The organism is Thalassospira sp. UBA848, from assembly GCF_002295455.1.
In the GTDB taxonomy this organism is placed as follows: Bacteria; Pseudomonadota; Alphaproteobacteria; order Rhodospirillales; family Thalassospiraceae; genus Thalassospira.
On the sequence record NZ_DBGS01000090.1, the window covers coordinates 101,829 to 119,822 of the forward strand.

A 17,994-nucleotide genomic window follows, 5' to 3' on the forward strand; every position below is an offset into this window, starting at 1 on the left:
TCGCCGATGAGGCCGCAGACAAGGAAGCGGCAGTTACCCAAATCCTTTCGGCAGTCTGCAATTATTGCCAGTGGCCGGTTGGGCATGCCTATCTGCGTGTGGATGACAAACTTTCGTCTGCAGGTATCTGGTCAATCAGTTCTTCGATTGCCGCGGGTGACATTGCCGAATTTCGCACCCAGTCCGAACAGACTGTGTTTGCGATCGGGCAGGGTCTTATTGGCACTGTCGCGGCAACCGGTTCGCCTGTGTGTATCGCCGATGTCACCGTGAAAGACGGCTTTTTGCGTGCTGCCGCGGCGTCCAGAAACGGGTTGCGTGGCTGTTTTGCCCTGCCGGTCAAGCTGGAGGGGCAGACAGAAGCCGTCATTGAATTCTTTAGCCCGGGTGTTGCACAGCTTGATGACGAAATGCTTGAGCTTCTTGGGTTTGTTGGCGGTCAGGTTGCGCGTGTGCTGGAACGTGAACGCGTCATTAGGTCGCGTGAGGCCCTGGCATCAAGCTTTGAGTCGCAAGTTCAGGGAACTGTTGGCATGGTGGCGGCGGCTGTCAGTCAAATGCGCGGTGCGCTTGATGTATTGGCCGAAAGCACAGATCAAACCCGCAAATGCAGTAGCGGCATTGATGATGCGACAGGGCGGGCCATTTCACGGATTGAAGACGTCGCAGACCAGATGGAAAGCCTTAAGGATGCGTTGGCCGTCGTTGGTACGGATGCGTCCGAAACCGTCAAGATTACCCACGATATGGGCAGTCAGGCCCGCGAAATGCGCGCCGGATTTGCCGCACTGCAAGATCGTGCTGCCGATGCTGAGAAGATGCTGGCTTCCATTTCTGCCATCGCAGCGCAGACCAAGATGCTGGGCCTGAACGCCTCGATTGAGGCGGCGCGCGTTGGTGAGGCAGGCAAGGGGTTTGCGATCGTCGCCAAGGAGGTCAAGGCACTTGCAGGCCAGTCTGCCAGTGCGACCGAGGATATCGCACGCTGGATGAGTGAAATACTCGACGCGATTTCTAAAGCGGGTAACGATATCGAACAGATTGCCGTGGCGATGGATAATCTTCAGAACCGGGCAGAGGCGACAGCGACACAAGCCGATCAGCAAACAGAAACCTGCGTTTCGGTTGCATCATGTGTCGATGCGGCGGTCGCAGACTCCCGCTTGGTTGGTGATGGTGTCTCGGAAATCACCGCAGCGATCAAACACAGTGAGCACGTATCAAGCGAGCTCGGGAACGCTGCCCATGACCTTGAAAAACAGGGTGCAGATTTAAGCGTCCGCGTCGAAGGGTTTGTTGGCAAGATACGCATCGCCTAGTGACCTAGGGTGATCCGTTCATCCGGTTTTCAACGTGATGGGCTGTGCGTCGGGCAACCAAACGCGCCAATGGTGGCCCGAAAAGCAGCACCATGAAGAAACGCGTCGCTTGCAGCACAAGAATGAATGACAAATCAACATTCGTGCTGGCGGCGATGATCGCCACGGAATCAAGCCCGCCCGGGCTGGTTGCCAGATATGCGGTGAGTGGATCAACACCCATAAAGACAACCAGAAGAACCGATATTCCGGCACAGAAACCGATCAGAACAAAAATCGATAGCAGGATTTTGGGAAGAGCATGGGCCGCGTGGCGCAAGACCGGTGGGGTGAATTTCAACCCGATCACCCAGCCGATCATGGCGTAGGTCAGACCCAGAAACCATTCCGGCAATACAACATCAACAAACCCGCCCACATGCAGGATCATGGTGACAATGATTGACACCAGAAGCGGACCGGACGGCAGACCTGATTTGAAGCCGATGAAACAGCACGCCACAACAAGACAAAGTGTGATGGCAAACCCGCCAAGATCAAAGGCAGGGAACCATTCATGCGGGCCCATGGCAGCGAGCATTTCCGGATCCACCCAGAAGTTGGCAACGCTTGATGCCACAGCGACCACGATGACGACCCGAACATACTGCATGAATGCCACAAGCCTTGCGTCCGCACCAAATGCGTCGGCCATAATTACCATTGCGGATGCAGCACCGGGCGTCGATCCCCAGATGCCTGCGGTACCGGGCAAGACCTGTTTGACACATAAAATCCAGCCCAAAAAGCTGCTGGCAACAAGGGTAATGGCGGCAATGCCAAGGATCATGGGCCAGTCAGAGGCAAAGGATGTCAGAATACCGACCGTCATCGATCCACCGATCATGACCCCGAGGACTGATTGCGCACCAAGATAAAGTGGTTTTGGCATGGAAATGGTCGCGCCGTTCGTGCCCATCGCAATACCGATGATCATTGGCCCAACCAAAAGAGAGGCCGGGACATTCCAGTCATGCAACAGAACGGAAAACACCAACGAAACCGATATCAGCAATAGCCACTGAACCGGTTTGAAAAGTCGGCCAATGCGTTCTTTGGGTGGGTGTATGATGGATGGGGTTTGTTCGGATGACACGATAGGGGCCCTTGTCGCGAATGGCAGGCAACTGATCGCGGGTGGCGCGATATGATGCAGGTCTGGCGCTTCTGGGGAAGGCGCCAAGGTGGGGACGCCAATTATAAACAGAGAACAGGAAAGAAGCGAGTATTTGCGTTCGTCCACATGATAACTGGCAGACCGTGCTTGGAGAGCATCGCAGGGTTTTGTATGACGGTTGCAAACACTTAGTCGTGAAAGGGACCCTTTTGTGAGCACCGATCCAATCAATTTTCAGTTTGATGGCGATGAAAGTGCCAAGCAGACAATTGTTCTGGCCCACGGGGCGGGTGCGCCAATGGACAGCCCGTTCATGAATGACATGGCATCCGAACTGGCAAGGCATGGTTTACGGGTTGCGCGGTTTGAGTTTCCCTATATGGCCAAACGCCGCATTGATGGCAAAAAGCGTGGTCCGGATCGGGCACCGGTACTGACCGGGTTTTACGCGGATGTTGTTCGCCAGCTGGGTGAACCTGAAAAGCTTGTCATCGGGGGCAAGTCCATGGGGGGACGGATTGCCAGCATGGTTGCAGATGATCTTGGGGTGGGCGGACTTGTTTGCCTTGGCTACCCGTTTCATCCGCCGGGCAAGCCTGAAAACCTGCGCACTGAACACCTCAAGGTACTGAGAACCCCTGCGCTGATCTGCCATGGTACGCGCGATCCGTTTGGCCGTCCTGACGAGATTGCGGGTTATCAGCTTTCGGATCGCATCGGGCTTCATTGGGTTGAAGACGGCGAACATGATTTCAAGCCACGCAAAAGTTCTGGACGGACCCAAAATCAGAACATTGTGGATGCCGCCACGGCCATATCCGGGTTTGCACAATCACTGACGTGAAAGATACGGCCCGCGATCACTGCGGGCCGTATCGTGCGGGGTTTGCGGGGTTTGCGGGGTTTGCGGGGATTGGGGCGCGAGGGGTGTTACGCCATGACTGTTTCGTTTCCGGTTTCCTTGAACTGTTGGGCGTATTCGGGGGAAAGTTCGGCGGTTGGGCTAAAGATATCAATGCGTACACCATTGGGATCAAGCAAGGCGAAGTGACGCTGTCCCCATGGTTCATCACGCACTTCAAGGGCGAATTCAAACCCGGCTTTGCGCAAGGTTTCTGCCGCGTCGTTGGCTTCGTCGACTTCAAGGCTAAGAACGGTGCCTTCGCCGACGGTGGCCGCCTGGAAGATGTCAGGTTGGGTCTCGTGACCCGGTTTCATCAGGCCAAGCTGGACCGATGGCGCAGATGGCCAGACAAGCTGGCAATACCATTCCCCGTCAAAGACAGGTTCGAAGCCAAGCTTTTTGTAGAAAGCGCGGCTCTGGGTGAACTTGTCGGTGATAATGATCTGAAACGCGTTGGTGACTTTCATCGTCATGCTCCTGACGTTGGGGTTAAATCCTGTCCCGATTTGAAGATGTTTGCACATCCCTCCTGACAGGAGCCTGTCAGGAGCGGTATGATAATTTTTGGGGCAGGATGACAAAGGAGTGACCATGAGAAGGGCCGACCGACTATTTCGTCTTGTTCAGATCCTGCGCCGCCGGAAACTGTGCCGCGCATGTGATCTTGCCGAGGAGCTGGAAGTTTCCGAGCGCACGATTTATCGCGATATCCGCGACCTTGCCGCATCGGGCGTTCCGGTCGAGGGTGAAGCAGGTGTGGGATATATCCTGCGCGATGGGTATGACCTGCCGCCATTGATGTTTGATGCCGACGAGATCGAGGCGCTTGTCGTTGCTGCCCGTATGGTTCAGAGCTGGACAGACCCGCAGATGGCCCGTGCTGCGGGTGACGCGCTGACAAAGATCGAAGCCGTCCTGCCCGAGAAAATCCGCGGACTGGTCGGCGGCGTTCCGATTGCCGTTGCCGAGATCGCGCAGGAACCGATTGCCATTTCCATGCCCGACCTTAGGCGCGCCATTCGCGAACGGTATTTGATAGATATCGATTACACCGATGCAAAAGGGGACAATACCCGTCGCCGTGTCTGGCCGCTTGGCATGTTGTTTTTTGGCAGCACATGGCTTTTGGCCTGCTGGTGCGAATTGCGTGAGGCCTTTCGCGTTTTTCGTGCGGACCGGATTGCGCATATGGATATATCGACATCACGCTTTCGTCCGGTTCCGGGGCGCTCGTTGCGCGATTATCTGATTTCCGAAGGTGTAGAAGGCGAGATACTCAATGGCGTCGGTCGATAACGAATTTGTTCAGATGGTTACCGAACTGCTGACCCCTTTGGGTGCCATTCGGCCAAGGCGGATGTTTGGTGGCTTCGGGCTTTATTGTGACGGAATGTTTTTCGCGCTTGTATTTGACGATGTCTTGTACCTCAAAGGGGATGATCAGACACAAGAGGCCTATGACGCGTTGGGCATGGCAAGGTTTGTTGTGCCATCACAGAAAAGTCCCCACACCATTGGCTATTTCGAGGCGCCCGGGGAATGGCTTGATGATGAAGACAAGCTTCTTGAATTCGCCCAAATGGCGCTTGGGGCGGCTCATCGGGCGCATGCCCTGAAAAGCCGTCCCAAAAAGAGGGCGCGAAAACAACCTGTTGAATAAGAGTTTAAACAGGGGCCAAGCGAACAGCCGATCTTTGCGGGCCAAGTACAATCAGGGGATGTTCGCATGTGTTTTTCCTGTATAATCTTTATACAGGATAAAGAATGCATTAGGTCTCGGATAAGTGGCAGCCCCTAGTTTCTGGCAAGGTTTTGCAAACACGTTGAAAATTCGGACGGACAAGCCGGAACTGGTGCGCGCCCAGGTCAATGCCCTGACACGTCAGATCCCCGTCCTTTACATGTTGCTTCTGGCCAATGCGGTGGCGCTTGCCTATACCCACTACGGGACGGCGCCGGACTGGATGACGATCCATTCGGTGATTGTGCTTGGTGTCATTTGTATCGCGCGTGCCATTGCCTGGGGCCGGGCGCGGGTAGATGTTGATAATGTCGATGCCTGCATACGTCACCTCAAGCGGATCAGGGTTCTTGCGGTCGTCATCTCCGTTCTGTTTACCGCATGGGCAATCTACATGTTCGGTTTTGGCGACGCCTTTCAACGCGGTCATGTCGCCTATTTCATATCAATCACGGTTGTTGGCTGTATTTTCTGTCTGGTGAATTTTCCACCTGCCGCCTTGCTGGTGGTGGGGATTGTGCTGGGCACTTTCGTGATCTTTTTCGGGACCAGTGACAATGAGGTTTATGTCGCTATTGCCGTGAACATGGCGCTGGTTTCCGTGATGATCGTTCAGATTATCCGGAGCTTCTACGCCAACTTTTCCGGCCTGATTGAAACCCAGAACGATCTTGAGGTACAGCATCGGGCAATGATTGATTTGTCACGCCAGAATGAGGCGCTGGCACTGATTGACCCCTTGACCGGACTATCGAACCGGCGCGCCTTTTTTGCGACGCTTGAAGAGACTGTTAACTCGGTCACGGACAACGAAACATTTGCCGTGGCGATGATCGATCTGGATGGTTTCAAGCCGGTCAATGATGTCCATGGGCATCCGTCTGGCGACGAATTGTTGCAACAAGCGGGAATGCGCCTTCGCAAGATTCTTGGTCCGGAAACGCTTCTGGCCCGCCTGGGCGGGGATGAGTTCGGCGTATTGCTCAAGGGCTATGACAGCCCGATGGCGTTGATGGCGACCGGCAAGGAGCTTTGTGACGACCTCAATCGTCCATTCATTCTCAATGGTGTGACGGTTCAGGTCTCTGCCTCGCTGGGGTTTGCGACCTATCCGACCGTTGCGCGCAGCCCGAACGGCTTGTTCGAGCGGGCCGATTTTGCCCTGTATCATGCCAAAAAGAACGCACGTGGTGAGGCCGTTCTCTTTGCGGCCCATCATGAAACATTGATCCGCCATGACTCCCAGATCGAACAGGCCCTTCGCAAGGCAGACTTGTCCAAGGAGCTTAGCCTGCACTATCAACCGGTCTTCGATATTCAAACCGGGCAGGTCAGTTCCGTTGAGGCACTTGCACGTTGGGAAAGTGTCTTGATGGGGCCGGTGTCGCCGGGGACATTTTTTCCGGTGGCGGAAAAGACCGGGCAGGTTAGTTTCCTGACCCGGGTTCTGTTTGAAAAACTGCTCAGAGATATGTCGAGCTGGTCCGAAAAACTGCCGGTCTCTTTCAATCTGTCTGCGCGCGATATTGTTTTGTCCGATACCGTCCAGTGGCTGATTGATGAAATCAAAAACCATAAAATCGACCCCGGTCGATTAACGTTCGAGGTTACCGAAACCGCGTTCTTGCGCGATTTCGAAGCGGCGCGCACAAGCATCCGGTACCTGCGCGAGCACGGCGCGCGTATCGCCCTTGATGATTTCGGTATTGGCTATTCCAGTCTGCGCTATGTCCACGAGCTGGAATTTGATGTGCTTAAGGTCGACCGCATCTTCGTGGCCCCAATACCACATAGCGAGCGCAGCCGCCGCATTGTGAAGACAGTGCTTGATATGTGCCAGAACCTTGGCATCGACTGTGTTCTTGAAGGCATCGAAAGCGAAAGCCAACGCGATGTTCTGACCGGGATGGGCGGACGATTGATGCAGGGCTATTTCTTTGCAAAGCCGGAACGTGACATCAGGCTTGATGGATTGGCGGGCACATCCGGGGACTAAACCGATAGGTTTTTATGAAATTGTGCGGGCTGCGACTCGGTTAATAATCCCGCAACCAGATGGCGGTACTCTGTCAGAAGACGAACCGGTATCGACATAGCGTGACGTGATCATCGGTTCCGAATTTTGATGGTAACGGGGCCGTGACCATGTCATCGCAGACAGAAACTTTGCATGCATCCGCAATGACCGTCGCGGGCGAGATTGATCTTGCCCCGGAAATCCGCACCCGCCTGCGTCACCTTATCGACAGTCTCCCCGATCAGCCGGCCCGTCTTCGGGTTTTAGGTCACGTATTGCTTGATCTTGGGCTATCTGAACTTGCGTTAAATGCCTTTGGCCGCGCGTTACTGATTGATGATCTTGATGGTGCGACCCATCTGGGCCTGACCCGGGTTTATATTCAGACCGGACGCCGGGACCTTGGCCTTGAACATCTTGAAATTGCCATCAGTCTGCGTCCGGACGCACGGGAATTGCGGGTTCTTGCCGCAGACCTTCTTGGGTGCCGGGATAAAATGCGCGCACTTGATCAGCTTGGTGCCGTGCTTGCCTCTGAACCGGGGCATGCTGGTGCGCGCAAAGGGTTGGCCAATTTGGTGCGCGCTGCCATATCAAGTCGCATGCAGAATGGCTCTGGAAAGGCTGACACCAAACGCGCAGAGCCCGCTTTGGATCGCCGGCAAATCTTGTGGGGGGACGTCGAGCCGTTCGATGACCTTGTACAATCGTGTGTCGGTTCGGCGCGCTACGTTTCCTGAAAGCCAGTTTCCTAGCGATTAGAGGCCGTCGCCGCCGGGATCTTGGCCGATTGCAACGAAACAATCGTGAAATCATCATCAAGCTGTGCTGGTGCCCGGTCCATGAACTGGTCCGCGATCTGGGCTGCCAGGTCAATGTCAGCCCCGCCTTCGAGAACCGTCTCCTGTAGCATCGTAAGCAGGCCCTGCTCACACAGGAACTGGCCATGATCAAGGGTGGTTTCAATCAGGGCGTCACTGTAAAGCAACAGGAAACTGTCCTTGTCAAAGGGCACTTCACGGGTTTCGTATTGGGCATCGCGGACAACGCCAAGGGGCACGCCGGATCCGTCAAGGTAGCGCGCCTCGCCCGTGACACTGTTGCCGAGTACCGGCGACGTGCAGGCGGCACTGGCATAGGAAAAGACGTTCTTTTGCCGATCAACGATACCATACAGCATGGTCGCGTATTGGCCGACAGGCAGAAGTCCCTTGAGGTGGCGGTTGAGTACCTGCAAATAGACATCAGGTGCCTGCTCATGGAGCTGTTCTGACCAGATCAGGGAATGAAGGCGAAATGTGTTAAGCGCGGCCCCCAGTCCATGACCGGCAAAATCGACAATATAGACCCCCAACCGATGGTCATCGATCGGGACCAGCCCCCACATGTCGCCACCCAGTTCAGAGGACATCTGGAATGTCGCACTGATGCGCATGCCGTAATCCATCCCGACGCCACGATAATGTTCGGGGGCCGGGTTCAGGTTTTCTTGCATGTTGCGTGCAATTTCCAGTTCCGACTGCGTGCGTTCCTGATAGGCCTGAAGCCGTTGCACGAGAAGGCGGTTTTCCAGATGGATCTTCGTACGTGCAATCAGTTCGGCCTTGTTTAGGGGCTTGAGAATAAGGTCAGTGGCACCGTCATCGAAAATTCGCGTGCGGCCTTCGTTTTCTTCAAGTGCTGTCTGCGCGATGATCGGTGTCTTGGCATAGGCCGGATCTGCGCGAACTGCCTTGCATACGGCATATCCGTCCAGCTTGGGCATGATGATATCAAGGATGATCAGGTCGGGATTATGTTCCTTGATCTGGGCAATCGCGTCTTCACCATCTTTGGCAAATACCAGATTGGTAAAACCGTCCGCGCGCAAATAGGATGCAATGATTTCACGCGATAACATCGTGTCATCAGCAATCAGGATGGTTGCGTTTTGTGGAAGCCGAAGCTCTGCCTTCGGTGAGGTGGCCAGTCGGCGTTCAAGGTCGGTAAGAAATGCGGCATCTTGCGTGGCGTTTTCGGTCTGGCCATCATCAAAAGTCAGTTCAATTGTACGTCCTCCGCGCAGGAAATTGACGGACTGGCAAAGGCTCCTGATCAGGGGCAATCCCCGGCCAAAGGTCGTATCCTTGCGGTCAATATTGGCTGTCGCCTTTTCATCGGGCGGGATGAAGCCGTTACCCTGGTCGTTGATGGTGATGACGATATGACCATTCTTGCGTCGTCGTGCTGTCAGAACCATTGCACGTGCACCGTAATGCGCAGATGCAAGACGGCGCTCTGTTTCCTCGCCAAGCTCCTTGAAGCGGTCCATGGACAAATGGCCGCCAGTATCAAGTTCCAGGTTGCCGTGTATCAGAGAGTTGGCAAAAGCTTCTTGCACCGCCATTTCAACCGACGACGCAATGCTATCGCCAATCAGTCCGCGATGGCGCAGGCTTGTCACAAACTTGCGGGCCACGGGCAGGTGATAAGCACTGCGCGTCGACAGACAAACCATAAGGTCATGTTTCGGTAATGGCTTCTTGCCTGCAACCGGCGCAAGGTCACCAAGGTCCAGTTCGGGAAAGCATTCGACGAAGGCTTCACAATTCAGGCGGATCAGACTGCCAAGCCAGTCACGGCCGACTTGAGAGGGCAGAACGCAAAACGAAAACCGACTTTGACTTGAAAAGTCTTCAGGTGTTGGTCCGAAGGCATACTTGACGGAAGTATCGTCTGGTCGGTGCCAGATATTTTTGCTGTCGAAAAGCAGGTCAACGTCTTCTTGCGCAACGGATTGCGCGACAGCGATCAAATGTTTTGCACGGGACTCACCGCCAGCAGGCATGGATCAGTCTTCCAGCCGGAACAGGGTGTCAAAACGCGCAACTTCAAGCATGCGGCGGACTTGCCCTTGTGCACCGCGCAAGGTCACAGTGGTGTTTGTTTTTTCGCCCTCATCACGGGCAAGCAACAGCATGCCAAGACCGGCGGAATCAATGAAATCAACACCGGCGATGTTCAGGACAAGGGTGGATGATTCATGCCCGCGGACTTCTTCGATCAGTTTGCGAAAACTCGAATGGTCTCCAAAAGTAAAGCGACCGGTCACTTCTACGGTGGTGATGCCATCTGCAAATTCTGTCTTGTAGTTCAAGTCCGAACTCCCCTTATCGCGTGTAACCAGAGCAAACACCCCGGTAATATCTATGCTTTTCTTAACGTTAAGCTGATTGTGTATGGTTTGGGTAGTGACTGCAACAAATGTTAGTAGTTGTGGGATGAGCAAGACTGTCGGTATGCTAACCCACAGTATTATATCGGGATACGAACAAGAAAATGCCAGAGCAGGCAAGCATCGTAATTGTTGAGGATACACTGTCGTTGGCGCGCGTGTATCAGGATTACCTGCGTGCTGATGGTCATGTTGTTGATCACGTTGTAAATGGGAGCAATGCGATCGAACGGCTGCGTCAGAACCCGCCAGATGTGCTTGTTCTTGACCTGGTTCTACCCGATATGGATGGCCGCGAAGTGCTTCGCGCCGCGGCCAATATTGCACCAAAATGCAAAATCGTTGTGATCACAGCACACGGATCGATCAATATCGCGGTTGAAGCGATGCGTGACGGTGCATGGGACTTTCTGCTAAAGCCGTTTACAGCTGACAAGCTGCGCGAAACTGTTGCAAACGCTGTTAAAGGCGCGCCAACACTTCAGTCGCCGCCAGATGAGCAAACGCAAGACACTGATACCGACGAGATGTATTTTGACATCATCGGCGGCTCAGAGAATATGCGTGATATTTATCGCATCATCGAAAATGCCGCGCCGAGCCGTGCCACCGTTTTTGTTACCGGAGAATCGGGCACCGGTAAGGAGCTTGCCGCAGAAGCGATCCATCGTCGTTCCGAACGCGCGAAAGAGCCATTCATTCCGCTGAACTGTGGTGCCATTCCCAAAGACCTGATGGAAAGCGAGATTTTCGGTCACGTCAAAGGGGCATTTACCGGGGCTGTTACCGACCGTGAAGGTGCTGCACACCGTGCCGACGGTGGCACATTGTTCCTTGATGAGATCTGTGAAATGGATCTTGATCTGCAGACAAAGCTTCTGCGTTTCATTCAAACAGGGTCATTCCAGAAGGTTGGCGGCAGTTCGATTGAAACAGTCGATGTACGCTTTGTCTGCGCAACCAACCGTGACCCGCTTGAAGAGGTCCGGTCCGGCCGGTTCCGCGAAGACTTGTATTACCGGCTGCACGTCATCCCGTTGCATATGCCGCCCCTGCGTGATCGCGATAACGACATTCTGCAGATCGCCAATTTCTACCTGCAACGCTTTACCCGCGAAGAGGGACGTGACTTTGAACGGTTCAGTCCCGAAGTCTCGGCGCTTTTTGCACGCTATTCATGGCCGGGCAATATTCGCCAACTTCAAAACATTATCCGCAACATTGTTGTGTTGAACAACGGGACCGAGGTCACGCTTTCAATGGTGCCGCGGCCGGTCAATAGTGGCTCCGACGGTGAACAATTCGGGTCGGGCACGATTGAGGCCCCGCCGCCACACCCGGTTGTTTCCAGTGAACCGGGCAGGCCCGGTCGCCTGTGGGAAGGGGACCCTGAAGCCCTTGCCTTTCTGGCCGGGGCGCGCCAGATGCGCAAGGTCGTTGAAAACCATCGGTCTGACCGGAACAATGAACTGCTTGGCGCAAGCGTTGGTATGAGCGTCGGCGCAGATGAAGGGACTGAATTATCCCCACCATCATTTGGAGCAGGTGGGAGCCCCCTTGGCGAGATAAAACCCCTTTGGCTGGTTGAAAAGCAGGCCATAGAAGAAGCAATTGAACGTTGCGGGGGATCGATCCCGCGTGCTGCTGATGCGTTGGGAGTTAGTCCTTCGACGATCTATCGCAAAAAGCAGTCCTGGGAAGAAGACGACCACTAGGGTCGGGTGGCGAGTGGATCAAACCCAACTGGCCATGGCATCTTCAAGGCGTTTCCAGTCCGATGGTGTGCCGGGCAGACCAAATCGAACCTTGTTCACATCATGATCAAACAGCCGGACCAAAATCCCCCGCTGCGCCAGATGATCGGCCAAGGCACCACAGGCTGCGCCATCATAGTATCGAAACAAATCTGTTCCGCCAGATAGCACCAACTCGCTGTTTCCTGTCACCATTTGATCCAGTCGCAAGGCGTCGGAGGCAAGGCGGGTTCGGGTTTCTTTTTGCCAATGCGTGTCCAAAAACGCGTTTGTGCCGACAACAATTGTCGGACCGGGAATGGCCCATGGGCCGATGCGACTTTCCAGATCGCTGGCAAGGTCGCTGTTCATGACAGCACAGCCAAGACGTGCGCCGGCCAGTCCGAAAAACTTGCCGAATGATCGCAGGACAATGGTGGTTGGGAGCTGGTCAATATCAGCGCAGACCGATTGGTCTGGAGTGCAATCCATAAAGGCTTCATCGACAACCAACCAGCAACCACGTGCAGCTGCAAGGCTGCCAAGTGCGACAATGTCAGCCGATGCGAACATTGCGCCGTCAGGATTGTTCGGGTTTACCAGTATGACAACGGTTCCTGCTTTTGAAGCGCCAAGGATTGCCTTCGCCGTTTCGTATCTGTCTTGTGGACGGGTTTGGTGGCAATCAATCTGATATCCCGCGCGTAGCCAGCAGCGTTCATGTTCGCCATATGTCGGTCCCATGACATGTACGCGTGTTTCCGCTGTCGATACCATTTGGTCTTTAAGCCAGAAGGGGATGGTCTGGATCAGGGCCTGTGTGCCCGGTGCGCAGACAATGTGTTTGGTCGTCGGTGTTCGATAGTATGCTTTGGCAGCCTGCTTTAACGCATCAAGCTCCGCGCTGAGCGGTAGCCTTTGCCAATGCGCGAGATCAACGTTGCCGAGCGGGCAGGAAACCGGATTGATCCCGGTGGACAGGTCCAGCCAGTTCTTTGCGGGTATATTATAGCGCTTTGCCGCCGTGTCGATCGCACCACCGTGATTGATCGGGGTGTGATGCTTGGACGGTGTCTGGTCGTCTGTCATGTCTTGTGCCAAGCCTGATCCCGGTTGTCGTTCAGAAAGCCTTGTGACGGGGGCGTTTAACGCGCTTGCCATCAAAGGAAGTGCTGCGTATCGTCCGGCCATACTCAATACCGGACATTTTCCCATGATCACACCCCAAAATGCCACCGACATTCAGGTTTGGCAGAAGCTTAACCCGCAACTTTCCATTTCTGCTGATGGCTCAATGAAGGCCGAAATTGCTTCAACGGGCACAGATTGCGGTGGGTTTGATCGGGATGTGCTTTCGGATCGTTTTTGGGATGAAGGTTACTTTCTGCTGCGCGATATTCTGCCGACTTCCGACCTTGTGCGGCTGCACGCGGGTATTGAAACACTGGTCGCAAATGGAATGTCACCGTCCCTTATTTATCTGTATGACGAAGCGTGGGGCGTATTTCGCCGTTTGCGTCCGGTCCTGAGCCACTTCTTGGGCGACAAGGTTGCTTTGCTGCCACATTTCTGGGCGTGGCATGTCGATCCGCGTTCAGATGGCAGTGGTTGGCCGCCGCATCGCGATTATCAGGGTGAAAGTGTTATCGGGGATGACCTGTTGATCAGCCTTTCACTTTGGGTGCCGCTTAGCAATGCGACGCCAGAAAATGGCTGTATGTATGTCTTGCCACGAAACTTTGAAAAGACTTATACGGCGCCGGTTTCAGCGCCTGATGAAGTCCGTTTGCAGGATGTTCGTGCGCTGCCTGCTCAGCCCGGCGCAGTCATGGGGTGGCGGCAGGATCTTTACCACTGGGGAGGACGTGCCAGCCCCCATGCCAGTGAACCACGGATCAGCCTGTCACTCGAATTTCAGAACGCCGCTTTTGATCCGCTTGCAGATGAATTGTTGGCACTGGACAATCCGCCGCCCTTTTTGCAGCGCCTAACCTTGATTGCCGCCCAATTTGAAAAGTACAGGCACATGCAATCAATCGACGAGGATACCTTGGTTTGGGCGCAACAGGTGCTAAATGCATGCAAGGCAACCGTATCCAGTTAATCTGCGCTGCCTAATACTTTGTGTGACTCTGCGATCGGTTGGGTTGAGAAATGTCGTATGAAAGCCAATAATAACGATTGTAGCGCGTAGAGGGTGTGCAAATGGAATTGATTGATACCGCCCGGTTTAAAGAATTGTGTGACGCCCTTGGCAAGGATCAGGTCCTGCTTCTGGTGAATTTGTTGCCAGCATCTTACGAAGAAGAAAAAGTACTTCTGATCTCGGCGGCTGATAATAAGGATATTGAGGGCGTTCATCGATCAGCACATGCAATCAAGGGCATGGCGCGAAACATGGCAGCACAGCAACTTGCGGAAATGGCGCTCGCACTTGAAAGCTTCGACGGTCATTTTGGTGATCCACTGTATGACCGGATTAAGCAGCTTGATCAGTCCGTGAACGATACGCTTGCGGCCATGCAGGAGTTGCTGGCGACCAAATAGTCGGCCTTGTGGCGTAATTAATTGCGTTCCCTGCCAAACCGGGCGTTCCAAGCCAGTTTTCGTGTGCGTTATTTTTTATTTCCGCTCAGCCGTTTAGGCAAACTGGCCGCGAAAAATGCCGCCAGCCAATAGAAAATGCCGTAACACCCCCTACATGAAATATTGATGCACCTCAGCTTAGCCGAGTTGAGCCAGGTGCCAAGACTGCTTGTGACCGTCCCAAAAAGGAGGCAAGAGTGGCGAGCTATAAGAAACTCTCTGGAGAAATTGATCAGGAAACTTCTGCACGTCGCCTGCGTGGAGCACCGACCTATGACAAGTGGCGCCGCGATGACCTGTATCATCTGGCCGCGCAGAAGGGGATCAAGAACCGGGCAAACATGTCGAACGAAGAATTGGTTGCCGCGCTGCGACAAACCCAATCAGGTGGCGGCTGAAAAGCTGGATAATCGTTCTTGATATTGTAAAGTACCGGTTCCAATTCTGTTCCCCCGAGATTATATACATATGTATATGTGAATCTGCCAAACGAGTTGGACGATACCCGACGGTCAATCGGGTGTTGTCGCGCTTAAGGTGTGCAGTGTTTTCAGGGGCGTCAGGCCGCTGGAGATTGAGTTATGCCAACGCAAATCCGCTAGCGGAGGCGAAGGTCAATAGAAACAAGAATAAAAACAGGAAGCCGTTTTGAAGCCCTACGCCGTGCTTTTTCTCTTGGGACTGGTTGCGTTGTTGGTAATGCCAGCACACGCACAAGTGACGACACCAGATCGTTCAGATGCGCCGGTGCGCGTCGCTTTCATTAATCCGGGTTATGGAGATCGCGGCTTCTGGAAAGATGTGCGCGGTACCATGCAGGCTGCCGCCGATCAGTTCGGGTATGAATTGATCGTGTTCGACAGTGACCGCGATAGCAAGATGATGATCGAAAGCGCACAGAGGGTTTTTGATCTTGTTCCGGCCCCTGATTACATCATTGCCGTCAACGAGCACCAGCAAGGAGCCCGGATTGTTCTTGAAGCGGCAGAACGCGACATCCCGGTGATCATGTTGCTCAATGATCTGACCCAGGAACAGAAAGATGCACATGGCTATCCGGTCAAGGATTTTGCCAATTGGATACTGACCCTGACGCCGGACAATGAGCGAGCGGGTTATGATATTGCCAAATCCCTGATTGATGGCGCACGGCTTGAAAACGAATACCAGCACCGCAAACCGCTATGTCTTCTGTCGATTGCCGGAGATAGCAAGACACCAGCCTCGTTGCAGCGATTGCAAGGACTGGATCATGCCCTTAGCCGTTTTCCACTTCTCAGGGAACAGAACCGTTTGGTTGCCAACTGGTCATATGACGAAGCCTTTCGCCAGACCCAAAGCTGGTTGAAGCGCGACGGGTGTGTTGACGCCGTTTGGGCAGCCAACGACGATATTGCGCTTGGTGCGATTGCCGCGCTTGAGGAGGCGGGGCGCAGGCCCGGCAAGGATGTCTTTGTTGGCGGCCTGAATTGGTCGCCGGATGGCTTGCGCAAAGTTTCCGATGGCGAGATGACCATGACGCATGGCGGGCATTTTTTTGCCGGGGCATGGGTAATGGTCTTGCTTCACGATTACATTAGCGGTGTTGAAACTCTCTACGAGAATCCCGAAATCTCATTCAGGATGGAAGCCATTACGCGCGAAAACATATCCTATTTCGTGGACGTATTGGGTAACAGGGATTGGGGCAGTCTGGACTTTAAAGAATTTAGTGTTGCCAATTCCCCGCCCGGAACAGAGTATAACTTTGTATTGCACCCCGGCGACGGCCAAGAGGAATGATCAAGGTCGTCATCGGATAGCCCCATCAGGAAGACGAGGTCGATACGGTTGGCAAGACACACTGATGAAACGCAAGGAGATGCTCTTGCCGGCCTGAAACTGGGTAGCACAATCGCGGCCCGTCAGTTGAAATACTCGCTGCTCCTGGCTGTCGCGCTCGGGCTGCTGATTGTCGCAATCCGTGGCTATCAGGACTACTATTGGCTTAATGGTGTTTATCAGCAGGGCAATCAGCGTCTGATTTCATCAAGTGTGCCGGTTGCGACTGCGGTATTGACCCAACGTGACCGCGAACTCGCAGATGTGATGGTACGCGGGATGCTTAACAACCGCTCCATCGCGCGTGTTACCCTCACCAATGCCGATGACGGAATTTTCTTTGAACGAAAACGGCGAGCGGGCGAAATTCCGACATCTCGTTGGGCAGAGAGTATGTTTGGCGGGTTGCAAACGATCACGGTTCCGGTGCGCGACCCTGGCCAAACCCCTGTGACCACCATTGGTGAAATGGTGATCGACCTCAATCCACAGGTCTATGTCAGCGCCTACATGACGCGTCTTTCCTGGTCATTTCTGGCGACGATGGTTCTTGCTGTGGTCATGGCTGCGTGTTTCGCTGCCATGAGCTATTTTGTTTTTTCCCGGCCCGTCATTCGCCTTGGAAACTACATTGTCAACTCCGACCCGACAAATAGCAGTCGCCCCCTTAAGATGCCTCCGTATCATCGACATGATGACGAGATCCAGTTACTGGGCTCTGTGACAGTGGGACTGTTTGGCATGATTCGCGGACAACTTGGCGAGTTACGCAAGGCACGTGATGAATTGCAGGACGAAAAAGCCAATCTGGAAGAGCGCGTCAAACTCAGGACGCAGGAACTCAACGCAGCGATGCAAAAGCTTGAGGTAATTGCATCGACAGATCCATTAACCGAATTGCCCAACCGTCGCGCGTATCTTGCAAGACTTGATGAGACCATCTCGACCTGGCGTCGTCGCGGTACCCCGGTATCTGTTATTTTGCTCGATATCGACCGTTTCAAGGCACTGAATGACACCCATGGTCATCAGGCCGGTGACGCCGTGCTGGTTGCATTGGGGAAGGTGCTTCGCAGGACCTTGCGGTCAATCGATCTTCCTGCGCGTATGGGGGGCGAAGAGTTTGCTGTCTTGCTGCCCGGAGAGGAACTTGAAGGTGCGATGATCCTTGCCGAACGCCTGCGTTCGGCGCTTGAAGCCACCATTGTCGAGTATGGCGGGAGCAAACTTTCCTTTACCGCAAGCTTTGGCGTGTCAGGTTTGCCATCGCCAAACGCGTTGGAGGCGTTTGACCCGAAAATCGTACAGCGGTTTGAGGTCATGCGATCATCAGTGGATGCAGATATATCGGGGATCTTGTATTCGATTGCGGACCGGGCGCTTTATGATGCCAAGGCCTCTGGCCGGAACCGTTGCAAACTCGCAGATTTCAGCAAACTTTCAGAGCTCACTGACCTGTTCCCGTCTGACGTCTGATCGCTGCGTGGCAGGGCGGGGGTCCGC

17 protein-coding genes are annotated in these 17,994 nt (G+C 54.2%); 12 read left to right on the forward strand and 5 right to left on the reverse strand.

Annotated features, from left to right (window positions below):
- A partial coding sequence (locus B2R48_RS13130) for a methyl-accepting chemotaxis protein (protein WP_297001128.1) occupies positions 1-1,319 on the forward strand: 1,319 nt, incomplete at its 5' end.
- Positions 1,320-1,323: 4 nt separating this feature from the next.
- Here B2R48_RS13130 and B2R48_RS13135 read toward each other — a convergent pair.
- Complete coding sequence (locus B2R48_RS13135; protein WP_297001131.1) at positions 1,324-2,454, reverse strand: AbrB family transcriptional regulator; 1,131 nt, start codon at positions 2,452-2,454, stop codon at positions 1,324-1,326.
- 232 nt (positions 2,455-2,686) lie between these two features.
- Between B2R48_RS13135 and B2R48_RS13140 the strand changes: the two genes are divergently transcribed.
- Positions 2,687-3,319, forward strand: a complete 633-nt coding sequence (locus tag B2R48_RS13140) for an alpha/beta family hydrolase (protein WP_297001133.1) — start codon at positions 2,687-2,689, stop codon at positions 3,317-3,319.
- 86 nt (positions 3,320-3,405) lie between these two features.
- Here B2R48_RS13140 and B2R48_RS13145 read toward each other — a convergent pair whose 3' ends face one another.
- Positions 3,406-3,846 (reverse strand): VOC family protein, encoded by a 441-nt coding sequence (locus tag B2R48_RS13145; protein ID WP_213472269.1) that lies wholly within the window; start codon positions 3,844-3,846, stop codon positions 3,406-3,408.
- Positions 3,847-3,970: 124 nt separating this feature from the next.
- Between B2R48_RS13145 and B2R48_RS13150 the strand changes: the two genes are divergently transcribed.
- From B2R48_RS13150 to B2R48_RS13165, 4 genes are all read left to right on the forward strand, one after another.
- Positions 3,971-4,675 (forward strand): helix-turn-helix transcriptional regulator, encoded by a 705-nt coding sequence (locus B2R48_RS13150; protein WP_062957977.1) that lies wholly within the window; start codon positions 3,971-3,973, stop codon positions 4,673-4,675.
- Positions 4,659-5,039, forward strand: a complete 381-nt coding sequence (locus B2R48_RS13155; RefSeq protein ID WP_297001138.1) for a TfoX/Sxy family protein — start codon at positions 4,659-4,661, stop codon at positions 5,037-5,039. The genes B2R48_RS13150 and B2R48_RS13155 overlap by 17 nt, the downstream gene beginning before the upstream one ends.
- Positions 5,040-5,202: 163 nt before the next feature.
- On the forward strand, positions 5,203-7,116 hold the full coding sequence (locus B2R48_RS13160; RefSeq protein WP_297001141.1) for a putative bifunctional diguanylate cyclase/phosphodiesterase: 1,914 nt from the start codon (positions 5,203-5,205) through the stop codon (positions 7,114-7,116).
- A 149-nt stretch (positions 7,117-7,265) separates the two neighbouring features.
- Positions 7,266-7,877, forward strand: a complete 612-nt coding sequence (locus B2R48_RS13165) for a hypothetical protein (protein ID WP_297001143.1) — start codon at positions 7,266-7,268, stop codon at positions 7,875-7,877.
- 11 nt (positions 7,878-7,888) lie between these two features.
- Here B2R48_RS13165 and B2R48_RS13170 read toward each other — a convergent pair whose 3' ends face one another.
- A complete protein-coding gene (locus tag B2R48_RS13170; RefSeq protein ID WP_297001145.1) occupies positions 7,889-9,964 on the reverse strand; it encodes a SpoIIE family protein phosphatase in 2,076 nt (691 codons plus the stop codon).
- Positions 9,965-9,967: 3 nt separating this feature from the next.
- Positions 9,968-10,273 (reverse strand): STAS domain-containing protein, encoded by a 306-nt coding sequence (locus B2R48_RS13175; protein ID WP_062957972.1) that lies wholly within the window; start codon positions 10,271-10,273, stop codon positions 9,968-9,970.
- Between the two features lie 182 nt (positions 10,274-10,455).
- Between B2R48_RS13175 and B2R48_RS13180 the strand changes: the two genes are divergently transcribed.
- Positions 10,456-12,066: a sigma-54-dependent transcriptional regulator gene (locus B2R48_RS13180; RefSeq protein ID WP_297001149.1), complete on the forward strand. Its 1,611-nt coding sequence runs from the start codon at positions 10,456-10,458 to the stop codon at positions 12,064-12,066.
- 18 nt (positions 12,067-12,084) lie between these two features.
- Here the strand turns inward: B2R48_RS13180 and cobD are convergent, their stop codons facing one another.
- Complete coding sequence (gene cobD / locus B2R48_RS13185; protein WP_297001151.1) at positions 12,085-13,173, reverse strand: threonine-phosphate decarboxylase CobD; 1,089 nt, start codon at positions 13,171-13,173, stop codon at positions 12,085-12,087.
- Positions 13,174-13,297: 124 nt separating this feature from the next.
- Between cobD and B2R48_RS13190 the strand changes: the two genes are divergently transcribed.
- The 5 genes from B2R48_RS13190 (at position 13,298) to B2R48_RS13210 (ending at position 17,967) form a co-directional block, all read left to right on the forward strand.
- Positions 13,298-14,188 carry a phytanoyl-CoA dioxygenase family protein gene (locus B2R48_RS13190; protein WP_297001154.1) on the forward strand — a complete coding sequence of 297 codons (891 nt, stop codon included), beginning with the start codon at positions 13,298-13,300 and terminating at the stop codon, positions 14,186-14,188.
- Between the two features lie 101 nt (positions 14,189-14,289).
- Positions 14,290-14,631: an Hpt domain-containing protein gene (locus B2R48_RS13195; protein WP_297001157.1), complete on the forward strand. Its 342-nt coding sequence runs from the start codon at positions 14,290-14,292 to the stop codon at positions 14,629-14,631.
- 236 nt (positions 14,632-14,867) lie between these two features.
- A complete protein-coding gene (locus tag B2R48_RS13200) occupies positions 14,868-15,068 on the forward strand; it encodes a hypothetical protein (RefSeq protein WP_062957968.1) in 201 nt (66 codons plus the stop codon).
- A gap of 319 nt (positions 15,069-15,387) precedes the next feature.
- The gene (locus tag B2R48_RS13205) at positions 15,388-16,452 is read left to right on the forward strand and encodes an ABC transporter substrate-binding protein (RefSeq protein ID WP_297001160.1); all 1,065 of its coding nucleotides are present in this window, start codon (positions 15,388-15,390) and stop codon (positions 16,450-16,452) included.
- Positions 16,453-16,500: 48 nt separating this feature from the next.
- On the forward strand, positions 16,501-17,967 hold the full coding sequence (locus B2R48_RS13210; RefSeq protein WP_297001162.1) for a GGDEF domain-containing protein: 1,467 nt from the start codon (positions 16,501-16,503) through the stop codon (positions 17,965-17,967).
- The last annotated feature ends 27 nt before the right edge of the window (positions 17,968-17,994 follow it).

Coding starts and splice junctions, on each gene's coding strand:
- B2R48_RS13145 (WP_213472269.1), bottom strand. CDS start 3,846: ATGAAAGTCACCAACGCGTTTCAGATCATTATCACCGACAAGTTCACC.
- B2R48_RS13150 (WP_062957977.1), top strand. CDS start 3,971: ATGAGAAGGGCCGACCGACTATTTCGTCTTGTTCAGATCCTGCGCCGC.
- B2R48_RS13155 (WP_297001138.1), top strand. CDS start 4,659: ATGGCGTCGGTCGATAACGAATTTGTTCAGATGGTTACCGAACTGCTG.
- B2R48_RS13165 (WP_297001143.1), top strand. CDS start 7,266: ATGTCATCGCAGACAGAAACTTTGCATGCATCCGCAATGACCGTCGCG.
- B2R48_RS13170 (WP_297001145.1), bottom strand. CDS start 9,964: ATGCCTGCTGGCGGTGAGTCCCGTGCAAAACATTTGATCGCTGTCGCG.
- B2R48_RS13180 (WP_297001149.1), top strand. CDS start 10,456: ATGCCAGAGCAGGCAAGCATCGTAATTGTTGAGGATACACTGTCGTTG.
- cobD (WP_297001151.1), bottom strand. CDS start 13,173: ATGACAGACGACCAGACACCGTCCAAGCATCACACCCCGATCAATCAC.
- B2R48_RS13190 (WP_297001154.1), top strand. CDS start 13,298: ATGATCACACCCCAAAATGCCACCGACATTCAGGTTTGGCAGAAGCTT.
- B2R48_RS13195 (WP_297001157.1), top strand. CDS start 14,290: ATGGAATTGATTGATACCGCCCGGTTTAAAGAATTGTGTGACGCCCTT.